17 protein-coding genes and 1 pseudogene are annotated in these 19,673 nt (G+C 59.1%); 14 read left to right on the top strand and 4 right to left on the bottom strand.

What is annotated here, in order from left to right:
- Positions 1–11 precede the first annotated feature (11 nt).
- The 9 genes from BLS87_RS14265 (at position 12) to pdeM (ending at position 10,715) form a co-directional block, all read left to right on the top strand.
- Positions 12–1,046, top strand: a complete 1,035-nt coding sequence (locus BLS87_RS14265) for a ligase-associated DNA damage response exonuclease (protein WP_074753127.1) — start codon at positions 12–14, stop codon at positions 1,044–1,046.
- Complete coding sequence (locus BLS87_RS14270) at positions 1,043–2,761, top strand: ATP-dependent DNA ligase (protein WP_074753128.1); 1,719 nt, start codon at positions 1,043–1,045, stop codon at positions 2,759–2,761. The genes BLS87_RS14265 and BLS87_RS14270 overlap by 4 nt, the downstream gene beginning before the upstream one ends.
- A 379-nt stretch (positions 2,762–3,140) precedes the next feature.
- Positions 3,141–3,923, top strand: coding sequence for a transporter substrate-binding domain-containing protein (locus BLS87_RS14275; RefSeq protein WP_074753129.1), 783 nt, complete (start codon positions 3,141–3,143; stop codon positions 3,921–3,923).
- 83 nt (positions 3,924–4,006) lie between these two features.
- The gene (locus BLS87_RS14280; protein WP_074753130.1) at positions 4,007–4,735 is read left to right on the top strand and encodes an ABC transporter permease; all 729 of its coding nucleotides are present in this window, start codon (positions 4,007–4,009) and stop codon (positions 4,733–4,735) included.
- Positions 4,732–5,442 carry an ABC transporter permease gene (locus BLS87_RS14285; RefSeq protein WP_074753131.1) on the top strand — a complete coding sequence of 237 codons (711 nt, stop codon included), beginning with the start codon at positions 4,732–4,734 and terminating at the stop codon, positions 5,440–5,442. The genes BLS87_RS14280 and BLS87_RS14285 overlap by 4 nt, the downstream gene beginning before the upstream one ends.
- Positions 5,443–5,451: 9 nt before the next feature.
- Complete coding sequence (locus tag BLS87_RS14290) at positions 5,452–6,570, top strand: succinylglutamate desuccinylase/aspartoacylase family protein (RefSeq protein ID WP_074753132.1); 1,119 nt, start codon at positions 5,452–5,454, stop codon at positions 6,568–6,570.
- A 12-nt stretch (positions 6,571–6,582) separates the two neighbouring features.
- A complete protein-coding gene (locus tag BLS87_RS14295; protein ID WP_074753133.1) occupies positions 6,583–7,347 on the top strand; it encodes an ABC transporter ATP-binding protein in 765 nt (254 codons plus the stop codon).
- Positions 7,348–7,569: 222 nt separating this feature from the next.
- The gene (locus BLS87_RS14300) at positions 7,570–10,062 is read left to right on the top strand and encodes a ligase-associated DNA damage response DEXH box helicase (protein ID WP_074753183.1); all 2,493 of its coding nucleotides are present in this window, start codon (positions 7,570–7,572) and stop codon (positions 10,060–10,062) included.
- The gene (pdeM, locus tag BLS87_RS14305; protein WP_074753134.1) at positions 10,059–10,715 is read left to right on the top strand and encodes a ligase-associated DNA damage response endonuclease PdeM; all 657 of its coding nucleotides are present in this window, start codon (positions 10,059–10,061) and stop codon (positions 10,713–10,715) included. The genes BLS87_RS14300 and pdeM overlap by 4 nt, the downstream gene beginning before the upstream one ends.
- 94 nt (positions 10,716–10,809) lie before the next feature.
- On the opposite strand, the gene BLS87_RS14310 is transcribed toward pdeM, so the two are convergent.
- Entirely contained in the window at positions 10,810–11,028 is a 219-nt protein-coding gene (locus tag BLS87_RS14310; protein WP_074753135.1) for a hypothetical protein, read from the bottom strand.
- A gap of 123 nt (positions 11,029–11,151) precedes the next feature.
- A complete protein-coding gene (gene dcd / locus BLS87_RS14315; RefSeq protein ID WP_017126297.1) occupies positions 11,152–11,718 on the bottom strand; it encodes a dCTP deaminase in 567 nt (188 codons plus the stop codon).
- Positions 11,719–12,029: 311 nt separating this feature from the next.
- Between dcd and BLS87_RS14320 the strand changes: the two genes are divergently transcribed.
- Positions 12,030–12,239, top strand: a complete 210-nt coding sequence (locus BLS87_RS14320; protein WP_002554837.1) for a cold-shock protein — start codon at positions 12,030–12,032, stop codon at positions 12,237–12,239.
- Positions 12,240–12,404: 165 nt separating this feature from the next.
- Here BLS87_RS14320 and apbC read toward each other — a convergent pair whose 3' ends face one another.
- On the bottom strand, positions 12,405–13,499 hold the full coding sequence (gene apbC / locus BLS87_RS14325) for an iron-sulfur cluster carrier protein ApbC (protein WP_074753136.1): 1,095 nt from the start codon (positions 13,497–13,499) through the stop codon (positions 12,405–12,407).
- 182 nt (positions 13,500–13,681) lie between these two features.
- Here apbC and metG point away from each other — a divergent pair, with 182 nt between their 5' ends.
- From metG to BLS87_RS14345, 4 genes and pseudogenes are all read left to right on the top strand, one after another.
- Positions 13,682–15,730: a methionine--tRNA ligase gene (metG, locus tag BLS87_RS14330; protein WP_074753137.1), complete on the top strand. Its 2,049-nt coding sequence runs from the start codon at positions 13,682–13,684 to the stop codon at positions 15,728–15,730.
- A 47-nt stretch (positions 15,731–15,777) separates the two neighbouring features.
- Positions 15,778–16,812, top strand: a pseudogene (rsxB, locus tag BLS87_RS14335) (electron transport complex subunit RsxB); the annotation flags it as partial.
- A gap of 73 nt (positions 16,813–16,885) precedes the next feature.
- Positions 16,886–17,524, top strand: a complete 639-nt coding sequence (gene nth / locus BLS87_RS14340) for an endonuclease III (protein WP_074753139.1) — start codon at positions 16,886–16,888, stop codon at positions 17,522–17,524.
- 106 nt (positions 17,525–17,630) lie between these two features.
- Positions 17,631–17,813: a PA3496 family putative envelope integrity protein gene (locus tag BLS87_RS14345; protein WP_074753140.1), complete on the top strand. Its 183-nt coding sequence runs from the start codon at positions 17,631–17,633 to the stop codon at positions 17,811–17,813.
- Positions 17,814–17,946: 133 nt separating this feature from the next.
- Here the strand turns inward: BLS87_RS14345 and BLS87_RS14350 are convergent, their stop codons facing one another.
- On the bottom strand, positions 17,947–18,573 hold the full coding sequence (locus BLS87_RS14350; protein WP_074753141.1) for a response regulator transcription factor: 627 nt from the start codon (positions 18,571–18,573) through the stop codon (positions 17,947–17,949).
- Between the last annotated feature and the right edge of the window lie 1,100 nt (positions 18,574–19,673).

Raw genomic sequence — 19,673 nt, forward strand, 5'->3', positions numbered from 1 at the left:
CCGGTCATCCCATGGACCTCGTCATCGCCCGCCCCGAAGGCCTCTACTGTCCGCCCGGCGATTTTTACATCGATCCGTGGCGCCCGGTCGAACGATCGGTCATCACCCATGGCCATGGCGACCACGCGCGCACCGGCAATGAGCACTACCTCGCGGCCGCCCCCGGGGAAGGCATTCTGCGTGCCCGACTGGGCCAGGACATCAACCTGCAGACCCTCGAGTACGGCGAATCCATCACCCACCACGGCGTAAAGCTCAGCCTTCACCCCGCGGGTCACGTGCTCGGTTCGGCGCAGGTTCGTCTGGAGTACCAGGGCGAAGTCTGGGTCGCGTCCGGCGACTACAAAGTCGAACCCGACGGCACCTGCGCGCCCTTTGAACCGGTGCGTTGCCATACCTTCATCACCGAATCCACCTTCGGCCTGCCGATCTACCGCTGGCAGCCGCAGTCGGAAATCTTCACCGGCATCAACGACTGGTGGCGCGCCAACGCGGCCGCCGGCAAGGCCAGCGTGTTGTTCGCCTACTCATTTGGCAAAGCACAACGCATCCTCCACGGCATCGACCCGAGCATCGGACCGATCCTGGTTCACGGTGCCGTCGAACCGCTCAACCGGGTCTACCGCGAAGCCGGGGTACGGATTCCCGAAACCCACTACGCAGGCGACTTCAAAAAGACCGACCCGGCCCTGCGTCAGGCGCTGATCGTCGCACCGCCCTCCGCGGGCGGCAGCACCTGGATGCGTCGTTTCGGCGATTTCAGCGACGCCTTCGCCAGCGGCTGGATGATGCTGCGCGGCACGCGCCGGCGCCGTGGGGTGGATCGCGGTTTTGCGCTGTCTGACCACGCCGACTGGCCGGGCCTGTTGTGGGCCATCGAAAACACCGGGGCCGAACGGGTGATGGTGACCCACGGTTCAGTCGCCGTTCTGGTGCGTTACCTCCGTGAAAAAGGTCTGGATGCGCAAGGCTTCACCACCGAATATGGCGACGAGGAAGACGACGCGCCTGCCAAGCCCGACACCGTTCGAGAGGCCTCCGCATGAAAGCCTTCGCCGAACTGTATGCCCTTCTGGATGCCACGACGTCCAGCAACGCCAAGCTTGCCGCCATGCAGCACTATTTCGCCCACGCGGCGCCGGAAGATGCGGCCTGGGCGGTGTATTTCCTATCCGGCGGGCGCCCGAGGCAACTGGTGCCGACGCGCTTGCTCCGTGAGCAGGCGATGATGCTGTCGGGGCTGCCCGAGTGGCTGTTCGAAGAAAGTTACCAAGCGGTGGGCGACCTGGCAGAAACCCTGTCGCTGCTGCTCCCTCAAGCCGAACACAGTTCTGACGAAGGCCTGGCCAGCTGGATGGAAAACAACCTGCTGCCCTTGCGCGGCCTGCCGCCCGAAGAACTCCTCGAACGGCTGCCGACGTTTTGGGCACAGCTGGATCGCCAGAGTCTGATGGTGTGCCTGAAATTGATCACCGGCAGTTTCCGTGTCGGCGTGTCGAAACTGTTGGTCACCCGCGCCCTGGCAGCCTTGGCGGACATCGACAGCAAACGTGTGGCGCAGCGCCTGGTGGGCTATACCGATCTGTCCCATCGCCCTAGCGCCGAGGGCTACCTGAAGCTGATCGCCGAAGAGTCCGAGGATGAGCACGCGCAACGGGGCGGTCAGCCCTACCCGTTCTTTCTCGCCCACGCGCTGCAGCAGCCGGTCGATCAGTTCGACAACCTGCTCGGCCCTGCCGAGAACTGGCAGGTGGAATGGAAGTGGGACGGGATTCGTGCGCAGGTCGTCAAGCGTGAAGGTCGGCTGTGGATCTGGTCCAGAGGCGAGGAACTGGTCACCGATCGTTTCCCCGAATTGCAGGCCCTCGTCCAGTGCCTGCCAGATGGGACCGTGATCGACGGCGAGATTGTGGTCTGGAAGGCGCCTGCCGATCAGCCGGGCACCAGCCCGAATGATTTCGCGCTCAGCACCCCTGCGCCGCAAGCGACCCAAGAACCCACGCCCTCCGTACAGCCCTTTGCCTTGTTACAGCAACGCATCGGTCGCAAAACCATCGGCAAGAAAATCCTTGAGGACGTCCCCGTGGTCGTCCTCGCCTATGACCTGCTGGAATGGCAAGGTCACGACTGGCGCAGCAAACCCCAGCATGAGCGGCGTGCACAACTGGAGCACGTGATCGTCGGCGCGCAGAGCCCAGTGTTGATGCCCTCGCCAGTCCTGAGTGGCAAAGACTGGCTCGACCTCGGCAAACAACGTGAAGCCTCCCGCAGCCTCGGGGTTGAAGGCATGATGCTCAAGGCCCGAGATTCGATGTACGGGGTCGGCCGGACCAAGGACATGGGCGTGTGGTGGAAATGGAAGATGGACCCGTTCAGCGTCGACGCCGTGCTGATTTATGCCCAGCGCGGCCATGGCCGTCGCGCCAGCCTCTACAGCGACTACACCTTCGCGGTCTGGGATGGCCCGCCGCAGTCCGGTGAACGCACGCTGGTGCCTTTCGCCAAGGCCTATTCGGGCCTGACCGACGAAGAAATGCGCAAAGTCGATGCAATCGTGCGCAAGACCACGGTCGAGAAATTCGGCCCGGTGCGAAGTGTTACCCCCACCCTCGTTTTCGAGCTGGGATTCGAAGGCATTGCCCTGTCCAAACGCCACAAAAGCGGGATCGCGGTGAGGTTTCCCAGAATGCTCAGATGGCGACAGGACAAGCCTGTGGCCGAAGCGGACAGCCTGGCGACGTTGCAGGATCTGTTGTCTTGAGCACCACTTTGGTGCTCAAACCCCTTTTTGGGTCACGCGCACTGCGCTGAGTAAGGGCGTGTCAGCCCCCAGTGCCTGGGGGTCAAAGTCATCTAAAGTGTTTCGAATGTTCCTACCGCTGCAACGCCCATGCGCGGGCAAGCGCGTTCCTTCAATTTTTACGCACTCTGACCGGCCGTTTCGGCTACTCTCCCACTGCCTCCGGCGCACTGAAAAAAGACAAGAGATGGCTCAAAGTCATCATTGCGACAACTCCGTACATTTAAAACGCACGTTCGTCTCTTTGGTTCGGAAATTGCTATCTTTTTGCGGTCTGGCACCTGCCGGTAGCAAGCCTTCGCGTGTTCCCAACGCTCAATTTGGTTTTAAGGACTGAACGATGAAAAAAGCATGGCTGACCCTTTCCGCACTCGCCATCTGTCTGGCCGCTGGCAACGCAATGGCCAAGGAATACAAGGAGCTGCGTTTCGGCGTCGATCCTTCGTACGCTCCATTCGAATCGAAAGCCGCTGACGGTAGCCTGGTCGGCTTCGACATCGATCTGGGCAACGCGATCTGTGCAGAACTGAAGGTCAAGTGCAAATGGGTCGAAAGCGATTTCGACGGCATGATCCCCGGCCTGAAAGCCAACAAGTTCGACGGCGTGATCTCCTCCATGACCGTGACCCCGGCTCGCGAGAAAGTCATCGACTTCTCCAGCGAACTGTTCTCCGGCCCGACTTCGCTGGTTTACAAGAAAGGCTCCGGTCTGAGCGCTGACGTCGCTTCGCTCAAAGGCAAAACCGTTGGCTACGAGCAAGGCACCATTCAGGAAGCCTACGCCAAGGCCATCCTGGACAAGGCTGGCGTGAAAACCCAGGCCTACGCCAACCAGGATCAGGTTTACGCCGACCTGGTGTCCGGTCGTCTGGACGCTTCCGTACAAGACATGCTGCAAGCCGAACTGGGCTTCCTGAAATCGCCACAAGGTGCTGGCTACGAAGTCAGCAAGCCAATCGACGATCCACTGCTGCCAGCCAAAACTGCAGTCGGTATCTCGAAAGGTAACAAAGACCTGAAAGCGCTTTTGGACAAAGGTATCAAAGCGTTACACGATGACGGCAAATACGCCGAGATCCAGAAGAAGCACTTCGGCGATCTGAATCTGTACAGCGGTAAATAAGTAAACTAACGCCCGTCGACTCAGGGGTCATCCGAATCCCCCTCTGAATCGATGGGCGTTTTTATTGACTGTATAGGTTCCACATGTTCGAAACTCTCCTGCAAAACCTGGGACTGTCCGCGTTCAGCCTCAAGGGCTTCGGCCCGTTGCTGCTTCAGGGCACCTGGATGACCGTCAAATTATCGGTAATGTCGCTGCTGCTGGCCATCGTGCTTGGCCTGCTGGGCGCCAGTGCCAAACTGTCCAAAGCCGCGATCCTGCGTATCCCGGCGCAGGTCTACACCACGCTGATTCGTGGCGTACCGGACCTTGTGCTGATGCTGCTGATTTTCTACAGCCTGCAGACCTGGCTCACCAGCTTCACCGAAGCGATGGAATGGGACTACATCGAAATCGATCCCTTCGCCGCCGGTGTCATTACGCTGGGCTTCATCTACGGCGCGTACTTCACCGAAACCTTCCGCGGCGCGATCCTCGCGGTGCCGCGTGGCCAGGTCGAAGCCGCCACCGCCTATGGCTTGAGCCGTGCTCAGCGCTTCCGTTTCGTGGTGTTCCCGCAGATGATGCGCTTCGCCCTTCCCGGTATCGGCAACAACTGGCAAGTGGTGCTCAAGGCCACGGCGCTGGTGTCGATCATCGGTCTGGCCGACCTGGTCAAAGCGTCTCAAGATGCAGGCAAAAGCACCTATCAGCTGTTCTATTTCCTGGTGCTCGCCGCGTTGATCTATCTGGTCATTACCAGCGTCTCCAACTTTGCCCTGCGCTGGGCTGAACGGCGTTACGCCGCAGGCAGCCGGGAGGCTCAACGATGATCGAATTGCTTCAAGAATACTGGCGCGCCTTCCTTTATACGGACGGGCAGAACATCACTGGCCTGGCCATGACCCTGTGGCTGCTCAGCGCGTCCATCGCCATCGGCTTCATCGCTTCCATTCCGCTGTCCATTGCCCGCGTCTCGCGCAACCCGCTGGTTCGCTGGCCGGTGCAGTTCTACACCTATCTGTTCCGGGGCACGCCGCTCTATATCCAGTTGCTGATCTGCTACACCGGCATCTACAGCCTGGAAGTCGTGCGCGATCAGCCGCTGCTCAACTCGTTCTTCCGCGACGCGATGAACTGCACCATTCTGGCGTTCGCCCTCAACACCTGCGCCTACACCACCGAGATCTTCGCCGGCGCGATTCGCAGCATGAACCACGGCGAAGTCGAAGCGGCGAAGGCTTACGGCCTGACCGGCTGGCGACTGTACACCTACGTGATCATGCCGTCGGCCCTGCGCCGTTCGCTGCCTTACTACAGCAACGAAGTGATCCTGATGCTGCACTCGACCACCGTGGCCTTCACCGCCACCGTGCCGGACATCCTCAAAGTTGCCCGCGATGCGAACTCGGCCACCTTCCTGACGTTCCAGTCGTTCGGCATCGCCGCGCTGATCTACCTCACGGTCACCTTCATATTGGTGGGCCTGTTCCGTTTGGCCGAACGCCGCTGGCTGGCCTTCCTCGGCCCGTCTCACTAGGACCTGCCCATGCGACACCAGACTCATGATTTGCTGGCCCCGGTGCCAGGCACCGCGCGGCAGATCCACAGCTTTCACTACGGCCCGGAAAACGGCGCCTGCAAAATCTACATTCAGTCCTCCCTGCATGCCGATGAACTCCCCGGCATGCTGGTCAGCTGGTACCTGAAACAACGTTTGGCAGAGCTTGAAAAAACCGGCCAGCTGCTGGGCGAAATCGTCGTGGTTCCCGTGGCCAATCCCATTGGCCTGGAACAGGTGCTGATGGACATTCCACTCGGACGTTATGAGCTGGAAAGCGGGCAAAACTTCAACCGCCGGTTCGTCGATCTCAGCCAGCACGTGGGCGATGAAGTCGAGCCGTTGCTGACCGACGACGCGCAGCACAACGTCGCGCTGATTCGCAAAAGTCTGCGTGCCGCGCTGGAGGGTTGCGTCGGCACCACTCAGCTGGAATCGCAACGCCTGACCCTGCAACGTCTGGCCTGTGAGGCCGACATGGTGCTCGACCTGCATTGCGATTTCGAATCCGTGGAACACCTGTACACCACGCCAGAGGCCTGGCCGCAGGTCGAGCCGCTGTCGCGCTACCTCGGTGCGCAAGCCAGCCTGCTGGCGACGGACTCCGGTGGCCAGTCGTTCGATGAGTGCTTCACGCTCGTCTGGTGGCAATTACAGCAGCGCTTCGAGAACCGCTTCCCCCTTCCACTGGGCAGCTTTTCAGTGACGCTGGAATTACGCGGTCAAGGCGATGTGTGTCACGCCCTCGGCAGCCGCGATTGCCAGGCCATCATCAGTTACCTGATGCAATACGGCGCCATTGCCGGTGAGCCGGTGGCGCAACCCGAACTGATTTATCCGGCGACGCAACTGGCGGCGGTCGAACCGGTTGCCACGCCTGTCGGCGGCCTGCTGGTGTTCTGCACACTGCCAGGCGAATACGTCGAGGCCGGGCAACTGATCGCTGAGGTCATCGACCCGATCAGCGACGCGGTGACCCCGATCCACGCGGCCTACGCCGGCCTTATGTACGCCCGCTCTTTGCGACGCATGGCGACTGCCGGCATGGTCATCGCCCATGTCGCCGGCACCGAAGCCTACCGCAGCGGCTACTTACTTTCTCCTTAAGGATTGCCAGTCATGTACAAACTGACCATCGATGGCCTGCACAAAAGCTACGGTGAACACGAGGTGCTCAAAGGCGTGTCGCTCAAGGCCAACGTCGGTGACGTGATCTGCCTGATCGGCGCCAGCGGCTCGGGCAAGAGTACTTTCCTGCGCTGCATCAACTTCCTCGAACAGCCCAACGACGGCGCCATGAGCCTGGACGGCCAGCCGGTTCGCATGGTCAGCGATGCAACCGGCATGCGTGTCGCCGATCCGGCTGAACTGCAGCGCATCCGTACACGCCTGGCCATGGTGTTCCAGCACTTCAACCTGTGGAGCCACATGACGGTGCTGGAAAACATCACCATGGCGCCGCGCCGCGTGCTGGGTGTTTCCAAGGCCGAAGCCGAAGACCGCGCGCGCAAATACCTGGAAAAGGTCGGCCTGCCGGCACGTGTTGCCGATCAATACCCGGCATTCCTGTCCGGCGGTCAGCAGCAGCGCGTGGCGATTGCTCGCGCGTTGGCGATGGAGCCGGAAATCATGCTGTTCGACGAACCGACGTCGGCACTCGACCCGGAGCTGGTGGGTGAAGTGTTAAAAGTGATTCAAGGCCTTGCCGAAGAAGGCCGCACGATGATTCTCGTGACCCACGAGATGGGCTTCGCCCGCAAGGTCGCCAACCAGGTGGTGTTCCTGCACCAGGGACAGATTGAAGAGATCGGCCATCCCGACGACGTGCTGGGTAACCCGAAGAGCGAGCGGTTGCAGCAGTTCTTGAGTGGCAATTTGAAATAATCAGGTTCGCCATTGGATGCTGACCGACGCGGACTACTGTGGGAGCGAATTCATTCGCGATGCGATCGTACAGCCGCCCCCCTTTTTGGCGCCTGAAAAATCCTTCGCGAATGAATTCGCTCCCACAGGATTCCTGTACGACGAACCGACACTAACGATCATCCAACCAAACTAATCCCCTGCCCCGACGGTCTCTGAATGAACACCTTTCAGAGCCCGCGCATGCCCAGATCCGTCAATGTTGCCCAGCGCTGGTTCGCCGCTCGCGGCTGGAAGCCCTTCGCCTTTCAGAAAGACGTATGGGCCGCCGTGGCCCGTGGCGAATCCGGTTTGCTGCATGCCAGCACCGGCGCCGGCAAAACCTATTCGGTCTGGTTTGCTGCCCTCAATCAGTTCGCCAGGCCTGCGCCCTCCCCGGTCGAGGAAAAACCTCGTAAACGCAAGCCCGCCCCGACGCCGTTGACGGTGCTGTGGATCACCCCGATGCGAGCCCTTGCCGCCGACACCGCGCGTGCGCTCGAAGCTCCTTTAAGGGATCTCGAGATCCATTGGAGCGTGGGGCTTCGCACCGGCGACACCAGCAGCAGCGAGCGCGCAAAACAGGGTCGGCGGCTGCCCTCTGCGCTGATCACCACGCCCGAAAGCCTGACCCTGCTGCTCACCCGCGCCGATGCGCAAGCGACGTTTTCCACGCTGAAGATGATCGTCGTTGACGAATGGCACGAGCTGATCGGCAACAAGCGGGGTGTTCAGTTGCAGCTGGCACTGGCAAGACTGCGCCACTGGAACCCTGCACTGGTCGTATGGGGACTGTCGGCCACGCTGGGCAATCAGCAACACGCGCAACAGGTGCTGCTCGGCGAGGGAGGCACCGCCGTGCAAGGCAAGGTGGTCAAGGACCTGATTGTCGACACCTTGATCCCGCAGGGCATCGAGCGCTTCCCCTGGGCCGGCCACATGGGATTGCGCATGTTGCCGCAGGTGGTTGCCGAGGTGGACAGCAGCGCCAGTTGCCTGGTGTTCACCAACACCCGCGCACAATCGGAAATCTGGTATCAGGCGTTGCTGGACGCCCGCCCTGACTGGGCCGGCCTGATCGCACTGCATCACGGTTCGCTGTCACGCGAAGTGCGCGACTGGGTCGAGCGAGCGCTGAAAGAAGGCCACCTCAAAGCGGTGGTTTGCACGTCCAGCCTCGATCTGGGCGTGGATTTTCTTCCGGTTGAGCGCGTGTTGCAGATCGGTTCGGCCAAAGGCGTCGCGCGCCTGATGCAGCGCGCAGGACGTTCCGGCCATGCGCCCGGCCGACCTTCTCGCGTGACGATGGTGCCGACGCACAGCCTTGAACTGGTCGAAGCGGCGGCAGCACACGATGCGGTCGAGGCCCGAATGATCGAACCCAGGGAATCGCCTCACAAACCGCTGGACGTTCTCGTACAGCACCTGGTGAGCATGGCGCTCGGTGGCGGCTTTTTGCCCGACGACCTGCTGACTGAAGTTCGCACCGCCTGGGCCTACCGTGATCTGACCGACGAGGAGTGGCAATGGGCGTTGGCATTCGTGCGCCACGGTGGCCTGTCACTCACGGCCTATCCTGACTATCGCCGTGTAGAGCCTGACGAACATGGCGTCTGGCGAGTGCCCGATGCGCGGCTGGCACGGCGTCATCGCATGAGCGTGGGCACCATCGTCAGCGACGCAAGCATCAACGTGAAGTACTGGAGCAAGGGCGGCGGAGGTGGTTCGCTGGGCAGCGTCGAAGAGGGTTTTATCGCTCGTCTGAAGCCCGGAGACGGATTTCTGTTCAGCGGCCGCCTGCTCGAACTGGTCAGGGTGGAAAACATGACCGCTTACGTCAAACGCGCCACGAGCAAAAAAGCCGCTGTCCCCCGCTGGAATGGCGGCCGGATGCCGCTTTCCAGTGAATTGGCTGACGCGGTGGTGGACAAGTTCGACGCAGCGGCGCAAGGGATTTTCGACAGCCCCGAGATGCACACCGTGAGCCCGTTGCTGGACGTGCAGCGCGAGTGGTCAGCGTTACCGCGCAAGCACACGCTGCTGGCCGAAGTACTGAGGTCCCGGGAAGGTTGGCACCTGTTTCTCTATCCATTTGCCGGCCGTCACGTCCACCTGGGCCTGGCGAGCCTGCTGGCGTGGCGCCTGAGCCGGGATACGCCACTGACGTTTTCCATCGCCGTCAACGACTACGGCTTCGAGCTATTGAGCGCGACCGAAGTCGATTGGTCGCAACGACTGACTCCACACTTGTTCAGCGAGGACAACCTGTTGACCGACATCATGGCCAGCCTGAACGCCGGAGAGCTGGCGTTACGTCGCTTTCGTGAAATCGCGAGGATTGCCGGCCTGGTGTTTTCAGGGTATCCCGGCGCCCCCAAAAGCAATCGCCAACTGCAAGCCTCCAGCGGGTTGTTCTTTGAGGTCTTCAAGCAATACGACGCGAGCAACCTGTTGCTGACCCAGGCACAAGAGGAAGTCTTGCGACAGGAGCTGGACGTCAACCGACTGGAACATACGCTGCAACGAATCAACAGCCGCACCCTCGACCTGCACCTGATCAAACGCCCGACGCCGATGGCGTTCCCGCTGCTGGTCGAGCGCATGCGCGAAAGCCTCAGCACGGAGAAACTCTCTGACCGCATTGCGCGCATGGTGCGGGATCTGGAAAAAGCCGCCGGGCCCGAGGTGACGTCATGAGGCCTTATCTCTCCATCCAGCTGGCCGGCGCCGAACTGTGGCTGCTGGCGGACAAAGCGATCTATTACCCCGCCGAACGCGCCTTGCTGATCGCCGATGCGCATTTCGGTAAAGCAGCCGCCTACCGAAAATTGGGGCAGCCGGTGCCCCACGGCACCACAGACGACAACTTACAACGCCTGGATGCGCTTCTCGCCGCCTATGACTGCGAACACCTGATTTTTCTAGGAGATTTCCTGCACGCCCCCGAGTCGCACGCTGCAGGCACGCTGGCAGCCTTGCAGGCCTGGCGCGAGCGACATGCGTCACTGGCGATCACCTTGATTCGCGGCAATCACGACAAACGCGCCGGCGATCCGCCGCAGCACTTGGGCATCATCGTCGTACCGGAACCGCTCCTGCTAGGGCCTTTTGCGCTGCAACATGAACCCGATCCTCATCCCACTCACCACGTTCTGGCGGGCCACGTACATCCGACCTACAGACTCTTTGGCAGAGGCCGACAGCGTCTGCGCCTGCCGTGCTTTTACGTGTTGCAACACGTCAGCGTGCTTCCCGCGTTCGGGGCCTTTACGGGCGGCATGAACATCGAGCGGCAGGAAAACAGCAGGGTGTATGTGGTGGGCGACGGAGCGGTCTGGGAATCGCTTTGAAGGTGCGGGCACATCGCGGAAGCGGTGAGCTGAGACTGTGCAGGGAATTAAGAACGAAGCCCGCCGATGCCGAAGCACCGGCAGGCCGCCGGTGTCAGGCCACCGGAGCGGGAGGAGGCTCGTCGGGTAGGGTCGGCACACCAGGCTCTGTAGGCTCTGGGTAATCGGGGCTGTCAGGATTGGGCTGGCCTGGAATACCGCCAGCAACCATGTTGTTCAAATGGGGATGCGCTAACAGCGACCAAGCCAGCAACCCGACCTGGTTCTGTCCGGGGTCGGCTTCCTTGCTGCTGGTTCTGATTTGTCTCTTCATAGGGCACTCCTGAGCGTTGGCCCCATCCGCATGGTGCGGACGGGAACAGTTCAGTCAATAGAGTGCAGTTTTCGAGACTAATTCCGTTTCAAAGTGACCAACGGTGAAATCTGGCTCAGCGGCTCAGGTGCGTGGCAGGGTGACACCACGTTGGCCCTGATACTTGCCGCCACGATCCTTGTAGGAGACTTCGCATTCTTCATCCGACTCCAGGAACAGCATCTGAGCGACGCCTTCGTTGGCGTAGATCTTCGCTGGCAACGTCGTGGTGTTGGAAAACTCCAGCGTGACGTGACCTTCCCACTCCGGTTCCAGCGGCGTCACGTTGACGATGATGCCGCAGCGCGCGTAGGTGCTTTTACCCAGACAGATGGTCAACACATTGCGGGGAATGCGGAAATATTCGACGGTGCGGGCCAGCGCAAACGAGTTCGGCGGGATGATGCAGACATCGCTCTTAATGTCGACAAAGCTCTTTTCGTCAAAATTCTTGGGATCGACGGTCGCCGAATTGATGTTGGTGAACACCTTGAATTCGTCGGCACAACGCACGTCGTAACCATAGCTGGAGACACCGAAGGAGATCAGCCGGTCAGCGCCCTCACCGCGCATTTGACGCTCTACGAACGGCTCGATCATGCCGTGTTCCTGCGCCATGCGGCGAATCCACTTGTCCGATTTGATGCTCATGGCGATGTCCTGAATAGCGAGGTGAAAAAAGATGTCCGGCATCTTACCGGTCCAAGGCGCCGGGTTCAAAGATTGCGCGCGACCCGCACGGGAAGGTTTATGCCTTCCGTCGAAATAAACGAGACATGCCCATTGGCACATCCGGAAAAAAGGGTTAAGGTGGGTCCACTGTGTTGCTTGTGTCACTGAGAATCTCTACACGATGTTGAATTTCGATCCAACCATCTCCAAGAATTTTTCCTGCTCTTTGCACTCAGTCTCGGCCAGGGTTCTTCCTGAGTCGCAGTTAACTTTGTCCAAGGAGATACACCATGTCTAATCGCCAAACCGGTACCGTTAAGTGGTTCAACGATGAAAAAGGCTTCGGCTTCATCACTCCACAATCCGGTGACGACCTGTTCGTACACTTCAAAGCAATCCAATCTGACGGCTTCAAAAGCCTGAAAGAAGGCCAGCAGGTCTCTTTCATCGCTACCCGCGGTCAGAAAGGCATGCAAGCTGAAGAAGTTCAAGTTATCTAACTTGCACTGAATCGCTTAAAAGACCCCGCCCTCAAAAGCGGGGTTTTTTTATGCCCGCAGTTTTTGCAGCTGCTCTAAAACCCCTGCGGGAGCGAGCTTGCTCGCGAAAGAGACGCTACGGAAACCCGAACGTTACACCCCCGCGAACAGCCCCGTTTTAAAGCGTCAATCGTCGCTGATCGAAATATTCGGCATCGCCGGTGTTGCCGCTTCCTGCAACACAATCCGCGCCCCGACATGGCGCGCCAGCTCCTGATACACCATCGCAATCTGGCTTTCCGGCTCAGCAATGGCCGTCGGCTTGCCACCATCGGCTTGCTCGCGAATCAGCATCGACAGCGGCAGCGAAGCCAGCAATTCGACGCCGTATTGCGAGGCGAGCTTCTCACCGCCGCCCTCACCGAACAAATGCTCGGCATGACCGCAATTCGAACAGATGTGCACCGCCATGTTTTCCACGACGCCCAACACCGGAATGTTGACCTTGCGGAACATCTCCACGCCCTTCTTCGCATCCAGCAATGCCAGATCTTGCGGCGTGGTCACGATAACCGCGCCGGCGACCGGGACTTTCTGCGCCAGCGTCAGCTGAATGTCACCCGTGCCAGGCGGCATGTCGATGACCAGATAATCCAGGTCATTCCAGGCCGTCTGCGTGATGAGCTGCAGCAACGCGCCAGAGACCATCGGCCCACGCCAGACCATCGGCGTGTTGTCGTCCGTGAGGAAAGCCATCGACATGACCTCGATGCCATGGGCCTCAATCGGCACGAACCACTTCTGATCCTTGATCTTCGGCCGCGTGCCTTCAGCGATACCGAACATCACGCCCTGACTCGGACCATAGATATCGGCGTCGAGAATCCCGACCCGCGCGCCCTCACGAGACAACGCCAAGGCCAGGTTGGCCGCCGTGGTGGATTTGCCGACGCCACCCTTGCCCGAGGCAACGGCGACGATGTTCTTGACGTTGGCCAAGCCAGGGATTTGCCCTTGGGCTTTGTGAGCGGTGATCAACGTATCGATCTGAACCTTGGCCGAGGCAACCCCCTCAAGCCCTTCAATGGCCATCTGCAGCATCTGCGCCCAGCCGTTCTTGAACAGCGCTGCGGCATAGCCCAGTTCCAGCTGCACGTTGACGCGATCACCCTCGATGTCGATGGCACGCACACAACCGGCGCTGACAGGGTCTTGGTTCAAATAAGGATCGGTGTACTGGCGAAGGACGGCTTCCACCGTTGCGCGGTTGACAGCGCTCATGGGTCACTCCCGAAAAAGACTGAGCAAAACAGGCGGCTATCCTACCGCGTTCATCGGAATAAGAGGGGCCGTGTTTTCCCAAAGGGGTGCGAAGCCGATTCCGACACGCGGTGTGGGATGAAAAAAAACGCTTAGACCTTTATAGTGGCCGACCTCCGTTTCACTTCAAGTAGCCGAGCCCCATGTCCGAGCCACGCAAGATTCTCGTCACCAGCGCCCTGCCCTATGCCAATGGTTCCATTCACCTTGGCCACATGCTCGAGTACATCCAGACCGACATGTGGGTGCGCTTCCAGAAGCACCGCGGCAATCAGTGCATCTATGTGTGCGCGGACGATGCCCATGGCTCGGCAATCATGCTGCGCGCTGAAAAAGAAGGCATCACGCCTGAACAACTGATCGCCAACGTTCAGGCTGAACACAGCGCCGACTTTGCCGACTTCCTGGTGAACTTCGACAACTTTCACTCGACCCACGCTGAAGAAAACCGCGAGCTGTCGAGCCTGATTTATACCCGTCTGCGCGACGCGGGCCATATCGCCACGCGCTCGGTAACCCAGTATTTCGACCCGGAAAAGAAAATGTTCCTGGCCGACCGCTTCATCAAAGGCACCTGCCCGAAGTGCGGCACTGAAGACCAGTACGGCGACAACTGCGAGAAGTGCGGAGCCACCTACGCACCGACTGACCTGAAAGACCCGAAATCGGCGATTTCCGGCGCAACCCCTGTGCTCAAGGACTCGAAGCATTTCTTCTTCGACCTGCCCGCCTTCGACGCCATGCTTAAAACATGGACCCGCAGCGGCACGCTGCAGGACGCCGTGGCAAACAAGATCGCCGAATGGCTGGATTCGGGCCTGCAACAGTGGGACATCTCCCGCGACGCACCGTACTTCGGTTTTGAAATCCCCGACGAGCCAGGCAAATACTTCTACGTCTGGCTGGATGCGCCGATCGGCTACATGGCCAGCTTCAAAAACCTGTGCGATCGCACGCCGACGCTGGACTTCGATGCCTTCTGGAACAAGGACTCGACGGCCGAGCTGTACCACTTCATCGGCAAGGACATCGTCAATTTCCACGCGCTGTTCTGGCCGGCGATGCTCGAGGGCTCGGGCTTCCGCAAACCGACCGGCATCAACGTGCACGGCTACCTGACCGTCAACGGCCAGAAAATGTCGAAGTCGCGCGGCACCTTCATCAAGGCGCGTACCTACCTTGAGCACCTGTCGCCGGAATACCTGCGTTACTACTACGCCGCAAAGCTGGGCCGTGGCGTCGACGACCTCGACCTGAACCTGGAAGACTTCGTGCAGAAGGTCAACTCCGACCTCATCGGCAAGGTGGTGAACATCGCCAGCCGCTGCGCAGGCTTTATCCACAAAGGTAACGCAGGCGTTCTGGTGGCCGGCAATGCCGCACCAGAGTTGACCGACGCCTTCCTCGCCGCTGCGCCAAGCATCGCAGACGCCTACGAAGCCCGAGACTTTGCCCGTGCCATGCGTGAAATCATGGCGCTGGCCGACCGGGCCAACGCCTGGATTGCCGACAAGGCACCCTGGTCGCTGGCCAAGCAGGAAGGCAAACAGGATGAAGTCCAGGCCATCTGCGCTCTGGGCATAAACCTGTTCCGCCAACTGGTGATCTTTCTGAAGCCGGTCCTCCCTGATATGGCCGCCGACGCAGAGCAATTCCTCAACGTCGCGCCGTTGACCTGGGACGACCACCTGACGCTGCTCAGCAACCATCAGCTGAACCCGTTCCAGGCCCTCATGACCCGTATCGATCCGGCAAAGGTGGAAGCCATGACCAACGCTTCGAAAGAAGACCTGACGGCCAGCGCCACCGACACCGGCTCAGCCGCTCAAGGTAACGGCGAACTGGCCAAGGATCCGCTGTCACCGGAAATCGACTTCGACGCCTTCGCCGCCATCGACCTGCGTGTCGCGCTGATCGAGAAAGCCGAACACGTCGAAGGGGCCGACAAACTGCTGCGCCTCACGCTGGACATCGGTGACGAGAAACGCAACGTGTTCTCCGGTATCAAGAGCGCTTACCCGAACCCGGCGGAGCTGGAAGGTCGTCTGACCATGATGATCGCCAACCTCAAGCCTCGGAAAATGCGTTTCGGTATCTCCGAAGGCATGGTGATGGCGGCCGGTCCTGGCGGCGAAGAAATCTACCTGCTGAGTCCTGACAGCGGCGCCAAGCCGGGTCAGCGCATTAAGTAACCCTGAACGCGGCCGACGACCTCCAGGGTCGTCGGTCTGGTCAAAGCATGAGCCTGATTCAGCGTATCGATGCCCTCCTGCCGCAGACCCAATGCGGCAAATGTGGCCATCCCGGCTGCAAGCCCTACGCCGAAGGCATTGCCAGCGGCGAATCGATCAACAAATGCCCACCGGGCGGCGATGAAACCATCGCAGCGTTGGCGCGCCTGTTGGATGTGCCGGTCCTGCAACTGGACACCGAACGTGGAAGCGCCCCTCCCCAGGTTGCATTCATTCGTGAAGCGGAATGCATCGGCTGCACCAAGTGCATTCAGGCTTGCCCCGTCGATGCAATCGTCGGTGCTGCAAAACTGATGCACACCGTGATCGTCGACGAGTGCACCGGCTGCGACCTGTGCGTGGCGCCCTGCCCCGTCGATTGCATCGACATGCTGCCTCTGCCATCGGCCACCGTGGTGCCGATAGTCGGTGGCTTGGCGTTTGACGAAGCCCAGCAGGTCGCGCGAGCAGCCAAACGCGGTCACGCACGTCAACGCTTCGAAACCCGCAACGCCCGGCTGGAGCGGGAAGAACAACAGCGCCAGGCCGAACGTCTGGCTCGTCAGCGAAAGCCCGCAGCCTCGACGCCAGCTCAAGGAGATCCCGTGCAGGCGGCGCTGGAACTGGTTCGCACGCAGAAGACGGCTGACCACGATGCAGCATTGAAGCAGGCGCGCATCGAGGTCACGATGAGCCGCGCCCAACTGAACAAGTCACTCAAAGCGTTCGGACACCCGCCCATCGCAGAACAGGCGGCGCGGTTGGTGGAGCTGCAAAGGGAACTTGACGAGGCCGAACGCGCCCTGGCTGCGCTTCAGGGCGTTGGGCGATCCGACCAGGCAACACCAACCGTGGCGCCAGTTAACATTGAGCCCACTGCAAAAGCTGACAAGGCCGCCTTGAACAGAGCGAAAATCCAGCTTGCCATGCGCCGTGCCGCCCTCGCCAAAGCTCAATCTGCGGAGCTGCCGCCTGATCAGGTGGCGGCACTGATCGCCGAGGTCGCACAGGCCGAACAAGCGTTACAGGCGCTTGAAGCCTCATAGACCGACCCAAGCCTGCCAATCGGCCCGATGCCACACTTGATACGACTGTTACTCAGGGAAAGCGCATTTCATGAACGCAGTAAAACGTCTGGAAATTTTTCGTCGCCTCCACGAAGACAATCCCGATCCCAAAACCGAGCTGTCCTACAGTTCGCCGTTCGAACTGTTAATCGCGGTGATCCTGTCGGCGCAAGCCACGGACGTCAGCGTGAACAAGGCGACGGCCAGGCTGTACCCGGTCGCCAACACCCCACAGGCGATTTACGACTTGGGTGTCGACGGGCTGTCCGAGTACATCAAGACTATCGGTTTGTACAACAGCAAGGCGAGGAACGTCATCGAGACCTGCCGCATGCTGGTGGAACTGCATGGCGGCGAAGTACCGCAAAGCCGAGAAGCCCTGGAAGCGCTGCCGGGCGTGGGTCGCAAGACCGCTAACGTCGTGCTCAATACTGCCTTCCGCCAGTTGGCCATGGCCGTGGACACGCATATTTTCAGGGTCAGTAACCGCACAGGAATCGCTCCGGGCAAGAACGTCATCGAAGTGGAAAACAAACTGATGAAGTTCGTCCCTAAGGATTATCTTCTCGACGCCCATCACTGGTTGATCCTGCATGGCCGTTACGTCTGCATCGCGCGCAAGCCTCGGTGCGGCAGTTGCAGGATCGAAGACCTGTGCGAATACAAGGCAAAGACATCCGACGATTGAGCGATAGCGTTTTCAGCGGTTGATCGATTGAAAAAATCTTTTTTACCCGGTCGAAGTTTGTCGCTATAAGGTCCGCCAATGACAGTCTAAGCCTGGAGTCAACTTGATGAGCACTGGCAAAGAGCAGATGGACGTAGAGGACGACTTCGTGGCCGGGGATTCCGACGACGCCGCCCAAGTACCTGTAGAAACGGCAAAAACCAATCTCAGCAAGCGCCGCACCATCGACAACCTGCTGGAAGAGCGTCGACTCCAGAAGCAACTGGCCGACTACGATTTCGACCTCTGACACGCCCCGCAAAAAGACACTGTTCAAAGCCTCTCCTGTACTTGAGAGGCTTTAGCCTGTCGGCAAAATTCATGGATACCGCCTGCAGCGTCGCGACATCGCTGACACCTGTTTCGAGCCTGGGCTCCTTTTGTTACACCAGCCCATTACGCTGGGCCAGCTCAATGAGATCCACCAGCGAATGCGCGTTGAGTTTCAATAGCAGACGCGTTTTGTAAGTACTGACTGTCTTATTGCTGAGAAACATTCCATCGGCAATTTCCTTGTTGGTTTTCCCCCGAGCCAGCTGCTGCAGGACCATCATCTCCCGCCCTGAGAGCCGATCAACCATCTCAGCCTCGCTGGCGTTCCCCAGACTCGAACGCACCGTGTGCAGGGCCTGATTTGGGAAATAGCTGTAGCCGGACAACACCGCTTTGATTGCACTGAGCAACTCAGTGAGGTCTTGCTGCTTGCAGACATATCCCGCAGCTCCCGCCTGCATGCAACGCATCGAAAAATGCCCGGGGGCCTGAGAGGTCAGGATCAATACCTTGAAAGGCAGCGTCATTGCCGTCAAACGGGCAATGACCTCCAGGCCGTCCAGCTTGGGAATACCAATGTCCAGTATGACGATGTCGGGCAAATGCTCGCGTGCCAGTTGCAGCGCATCCACGCCGTTATCCGTCTCGGCGATGACTTCGTAGCCATGACGCTCCATTAACATCCGTACAGCGAGCCGAATGACAGGGTGATCATCCACGATCAACACTTTATTCATGAGCAGTCCATTTTTTTCTGTTCGAATTTTCAGAGCCCGCACAATAGCTTAGTCGTTTAGTGCTTTGCATGGCGCTCCTCCCTACGGACTAGCAGGCAAAGACCTTTCCTACTCAAGCAACAGAAAGATCCTACAAAACCTGACTTATCCATCCTCACTTGGAGGCTGTTCATATTTTTTGCTTCCTCATTGGCAACTCTCGGAAACGACGAAAAGACGAGTCCGAAATAAATCCGGAATGACAGACGTGATGCTTGCAGCACTCAGGATCACACAGCCAGTGCCTCATCGAAGCCGTCCACCCCGTCAAGCGCTGAATAAAGAATAGCCAACACGCTCTGGTGCACTTTTTCCCGATCTCGTACCCGTCCATTGCCGACGGCCCTCCATTGCTGTTCTGACGGTGCACCTGACCTGCCATTTCGAAAGCCACCGTACGAATCAACATCCTTGACTGACAGGATAAGCTCATCCGCAGAACATGCGAGTAGACAACATCCATAAAATATTGCGGCCCCGTTCCTTCGTGATGCTCCTGAGGCGCGTTGAAAAATTACACACCTGAAAATCCTTTTCTTCATACATATTTATTTAGAGAAATGGCCTACACGATGATCGGATTAATCCGATGCCCCTGAATCGCTTGCGCGCAGCAGCAGTGTTTGCTGACAAAGCCCCCAGCGTGCTGACAAACCCGCTAACACTTCAAAAAATGCTTTTCATACGCTATACAAAGCTATTGCCGTTAATTAACATTTTATTGATACAGTTCTTCCGCCCACCACGTAATACCATCCCACCTTGTAAATCCAGCTAACTTCCTGCAAACCAGAAAAATACTACACAACTAACAGACCGCAACATCGGCCCTGTAAGACTAAAAAAAATAACAAAACTCAAATTGCCGTGATTTGATTTTTTACTTGCCAAAACTATTTCCAGTCGTTACTTTTTTCTGCAAACGAACTTTCGGTTTTCGACAACTACCGACATTCATTAGCTGCTTTAACCGAATCAACATTTGCCCTTAATCATCTTTCTATTTCCTTGCCTGGACTTCAAGCGCGAGCAGGGTTCGGCCGGCTCGAAGAAGCCTGTCC

The organism is Pseudomonas abietaniphila (assembly GCF_900100795.1).
Classification (GTDB): domain Bacteria; phylum Pseudomonadota; class Gammaproteobacteria; order Pseudomonadales; family Pseudomonadaceae; genus Aquipseudomonas; species Aquipseudomonas abietaniphila.

Coding starts and splice junctions, on each gene's coding strand:
- BLS87_RS14265 (WP_074753127.1), top strand. CDS start 12: ATGGACCTCGTCATCGCCCGCCCCGAAGGCCTCTACTGTCCGCCCGGC.
- BLS87_RS14270 (WP_074753128.1), top strand. CDS start 1,043: ATGAAAGCCTTCGCCGAACTGTATGCCCTTCTGGATGCCACGACGTCC.
- BLS87_RS14275 (WP_074753129.1), top strand. CDS start 3,141: ATGAAAAAAGCATGGCTGACCCTTTCCGCACTCGCCATCTGTCTGGCC.
- BLS87_RS14280 (WP_074753130.1), top strand. CDS start 4,007: ATGTTCGAAACTCTCCTGCAAAACCTGGGACTGTCCGCGTTCAGCCTC.
- BLS87_RS14285 (WP_074753131.1), top strand. CDS start 4,732: ATGATCGAATTGCTTCAAGAATACTGGCGCGCCTTCCTTTATACGGAC.
- BLS87_RS14290 (WP_074753132.1), top strand. CDS start 5,452: ATGCGACACCAGACTCATGATTTGCTGGCCCCGGTGCCAGGCACCGCG.
- BLS87_RS14295 (WP_074753133.1), top strand. CDS start 6,583: ATGTACAAACTGACCATCGATGGCCTGCACAAAAGCTACGGTGAACAC.
- BLS87_RS14300 (WP_074753183.1), top strand. CDS start 7,570: ATGCCCAGATCCGTCAATGTTGCCCAGCGCTGGTTCGCCGCTCGCGGC.
- pdeM (WP_074753134.1), top strand. CDS start 10,059: ATGAGGCCTTATCTCTCCATCCAGCTGGCCGGCGCCGAACTGTGGCTG.
- BLS87_RS14310 (WP_074753135.1), bottom strand. CDS start 11,028: ATGAAGAGACAAATCAGAACCAGCAGCAAGGAAGCCGACCCCGGACAG.
- dcd (WP_017126297.1), bottom strand. CDS start 11,718: ATGAGCATCAAATCGGACAAGTGGATTCGCCGCATGGCGCAGGAACAC.
- BLS87_RS14320 (WP_002554837.1), top strand. CDS start 12,030: ATGTCTAATCGCCAAACCGGTACCGTTAAGTGGTTCAACGATGAAAAA.
- apbC (WP_074753136.1), bottom strand. CDS start 13,499: ATGAGCGCTGTCAACCGCGCAACGGTGGAAGCCGTCCTTCGCCAGTAC.
- metG (WP_074753137.1), top strand. CDS start 13,682: ATGTCCGAGCCACGCAAGATTCTCGTCACCAGCGCCCTGCCCTATGCC.
- nth (WP_074753139.1), top strand. CDS start 16,886: ATGAACGCAGTAAAACGTCTGGAAATTTTTCGTCGCCTCCACGAAGAC.
- BLS87_RS14345 (WP_074753140.1), top strand. CDS start 17,631: ATGAGCACTGGCAAAGAGCAGATGGACGTAGAGGACGACTTCGTGGCC.
- BLS87_RS14350 (WP_074753141.1), bottom strand. CDS start 18,573: ATGAATAAAGTGTTGATCGTGGATGATCACCCTGTCATTCGGCTCGCT.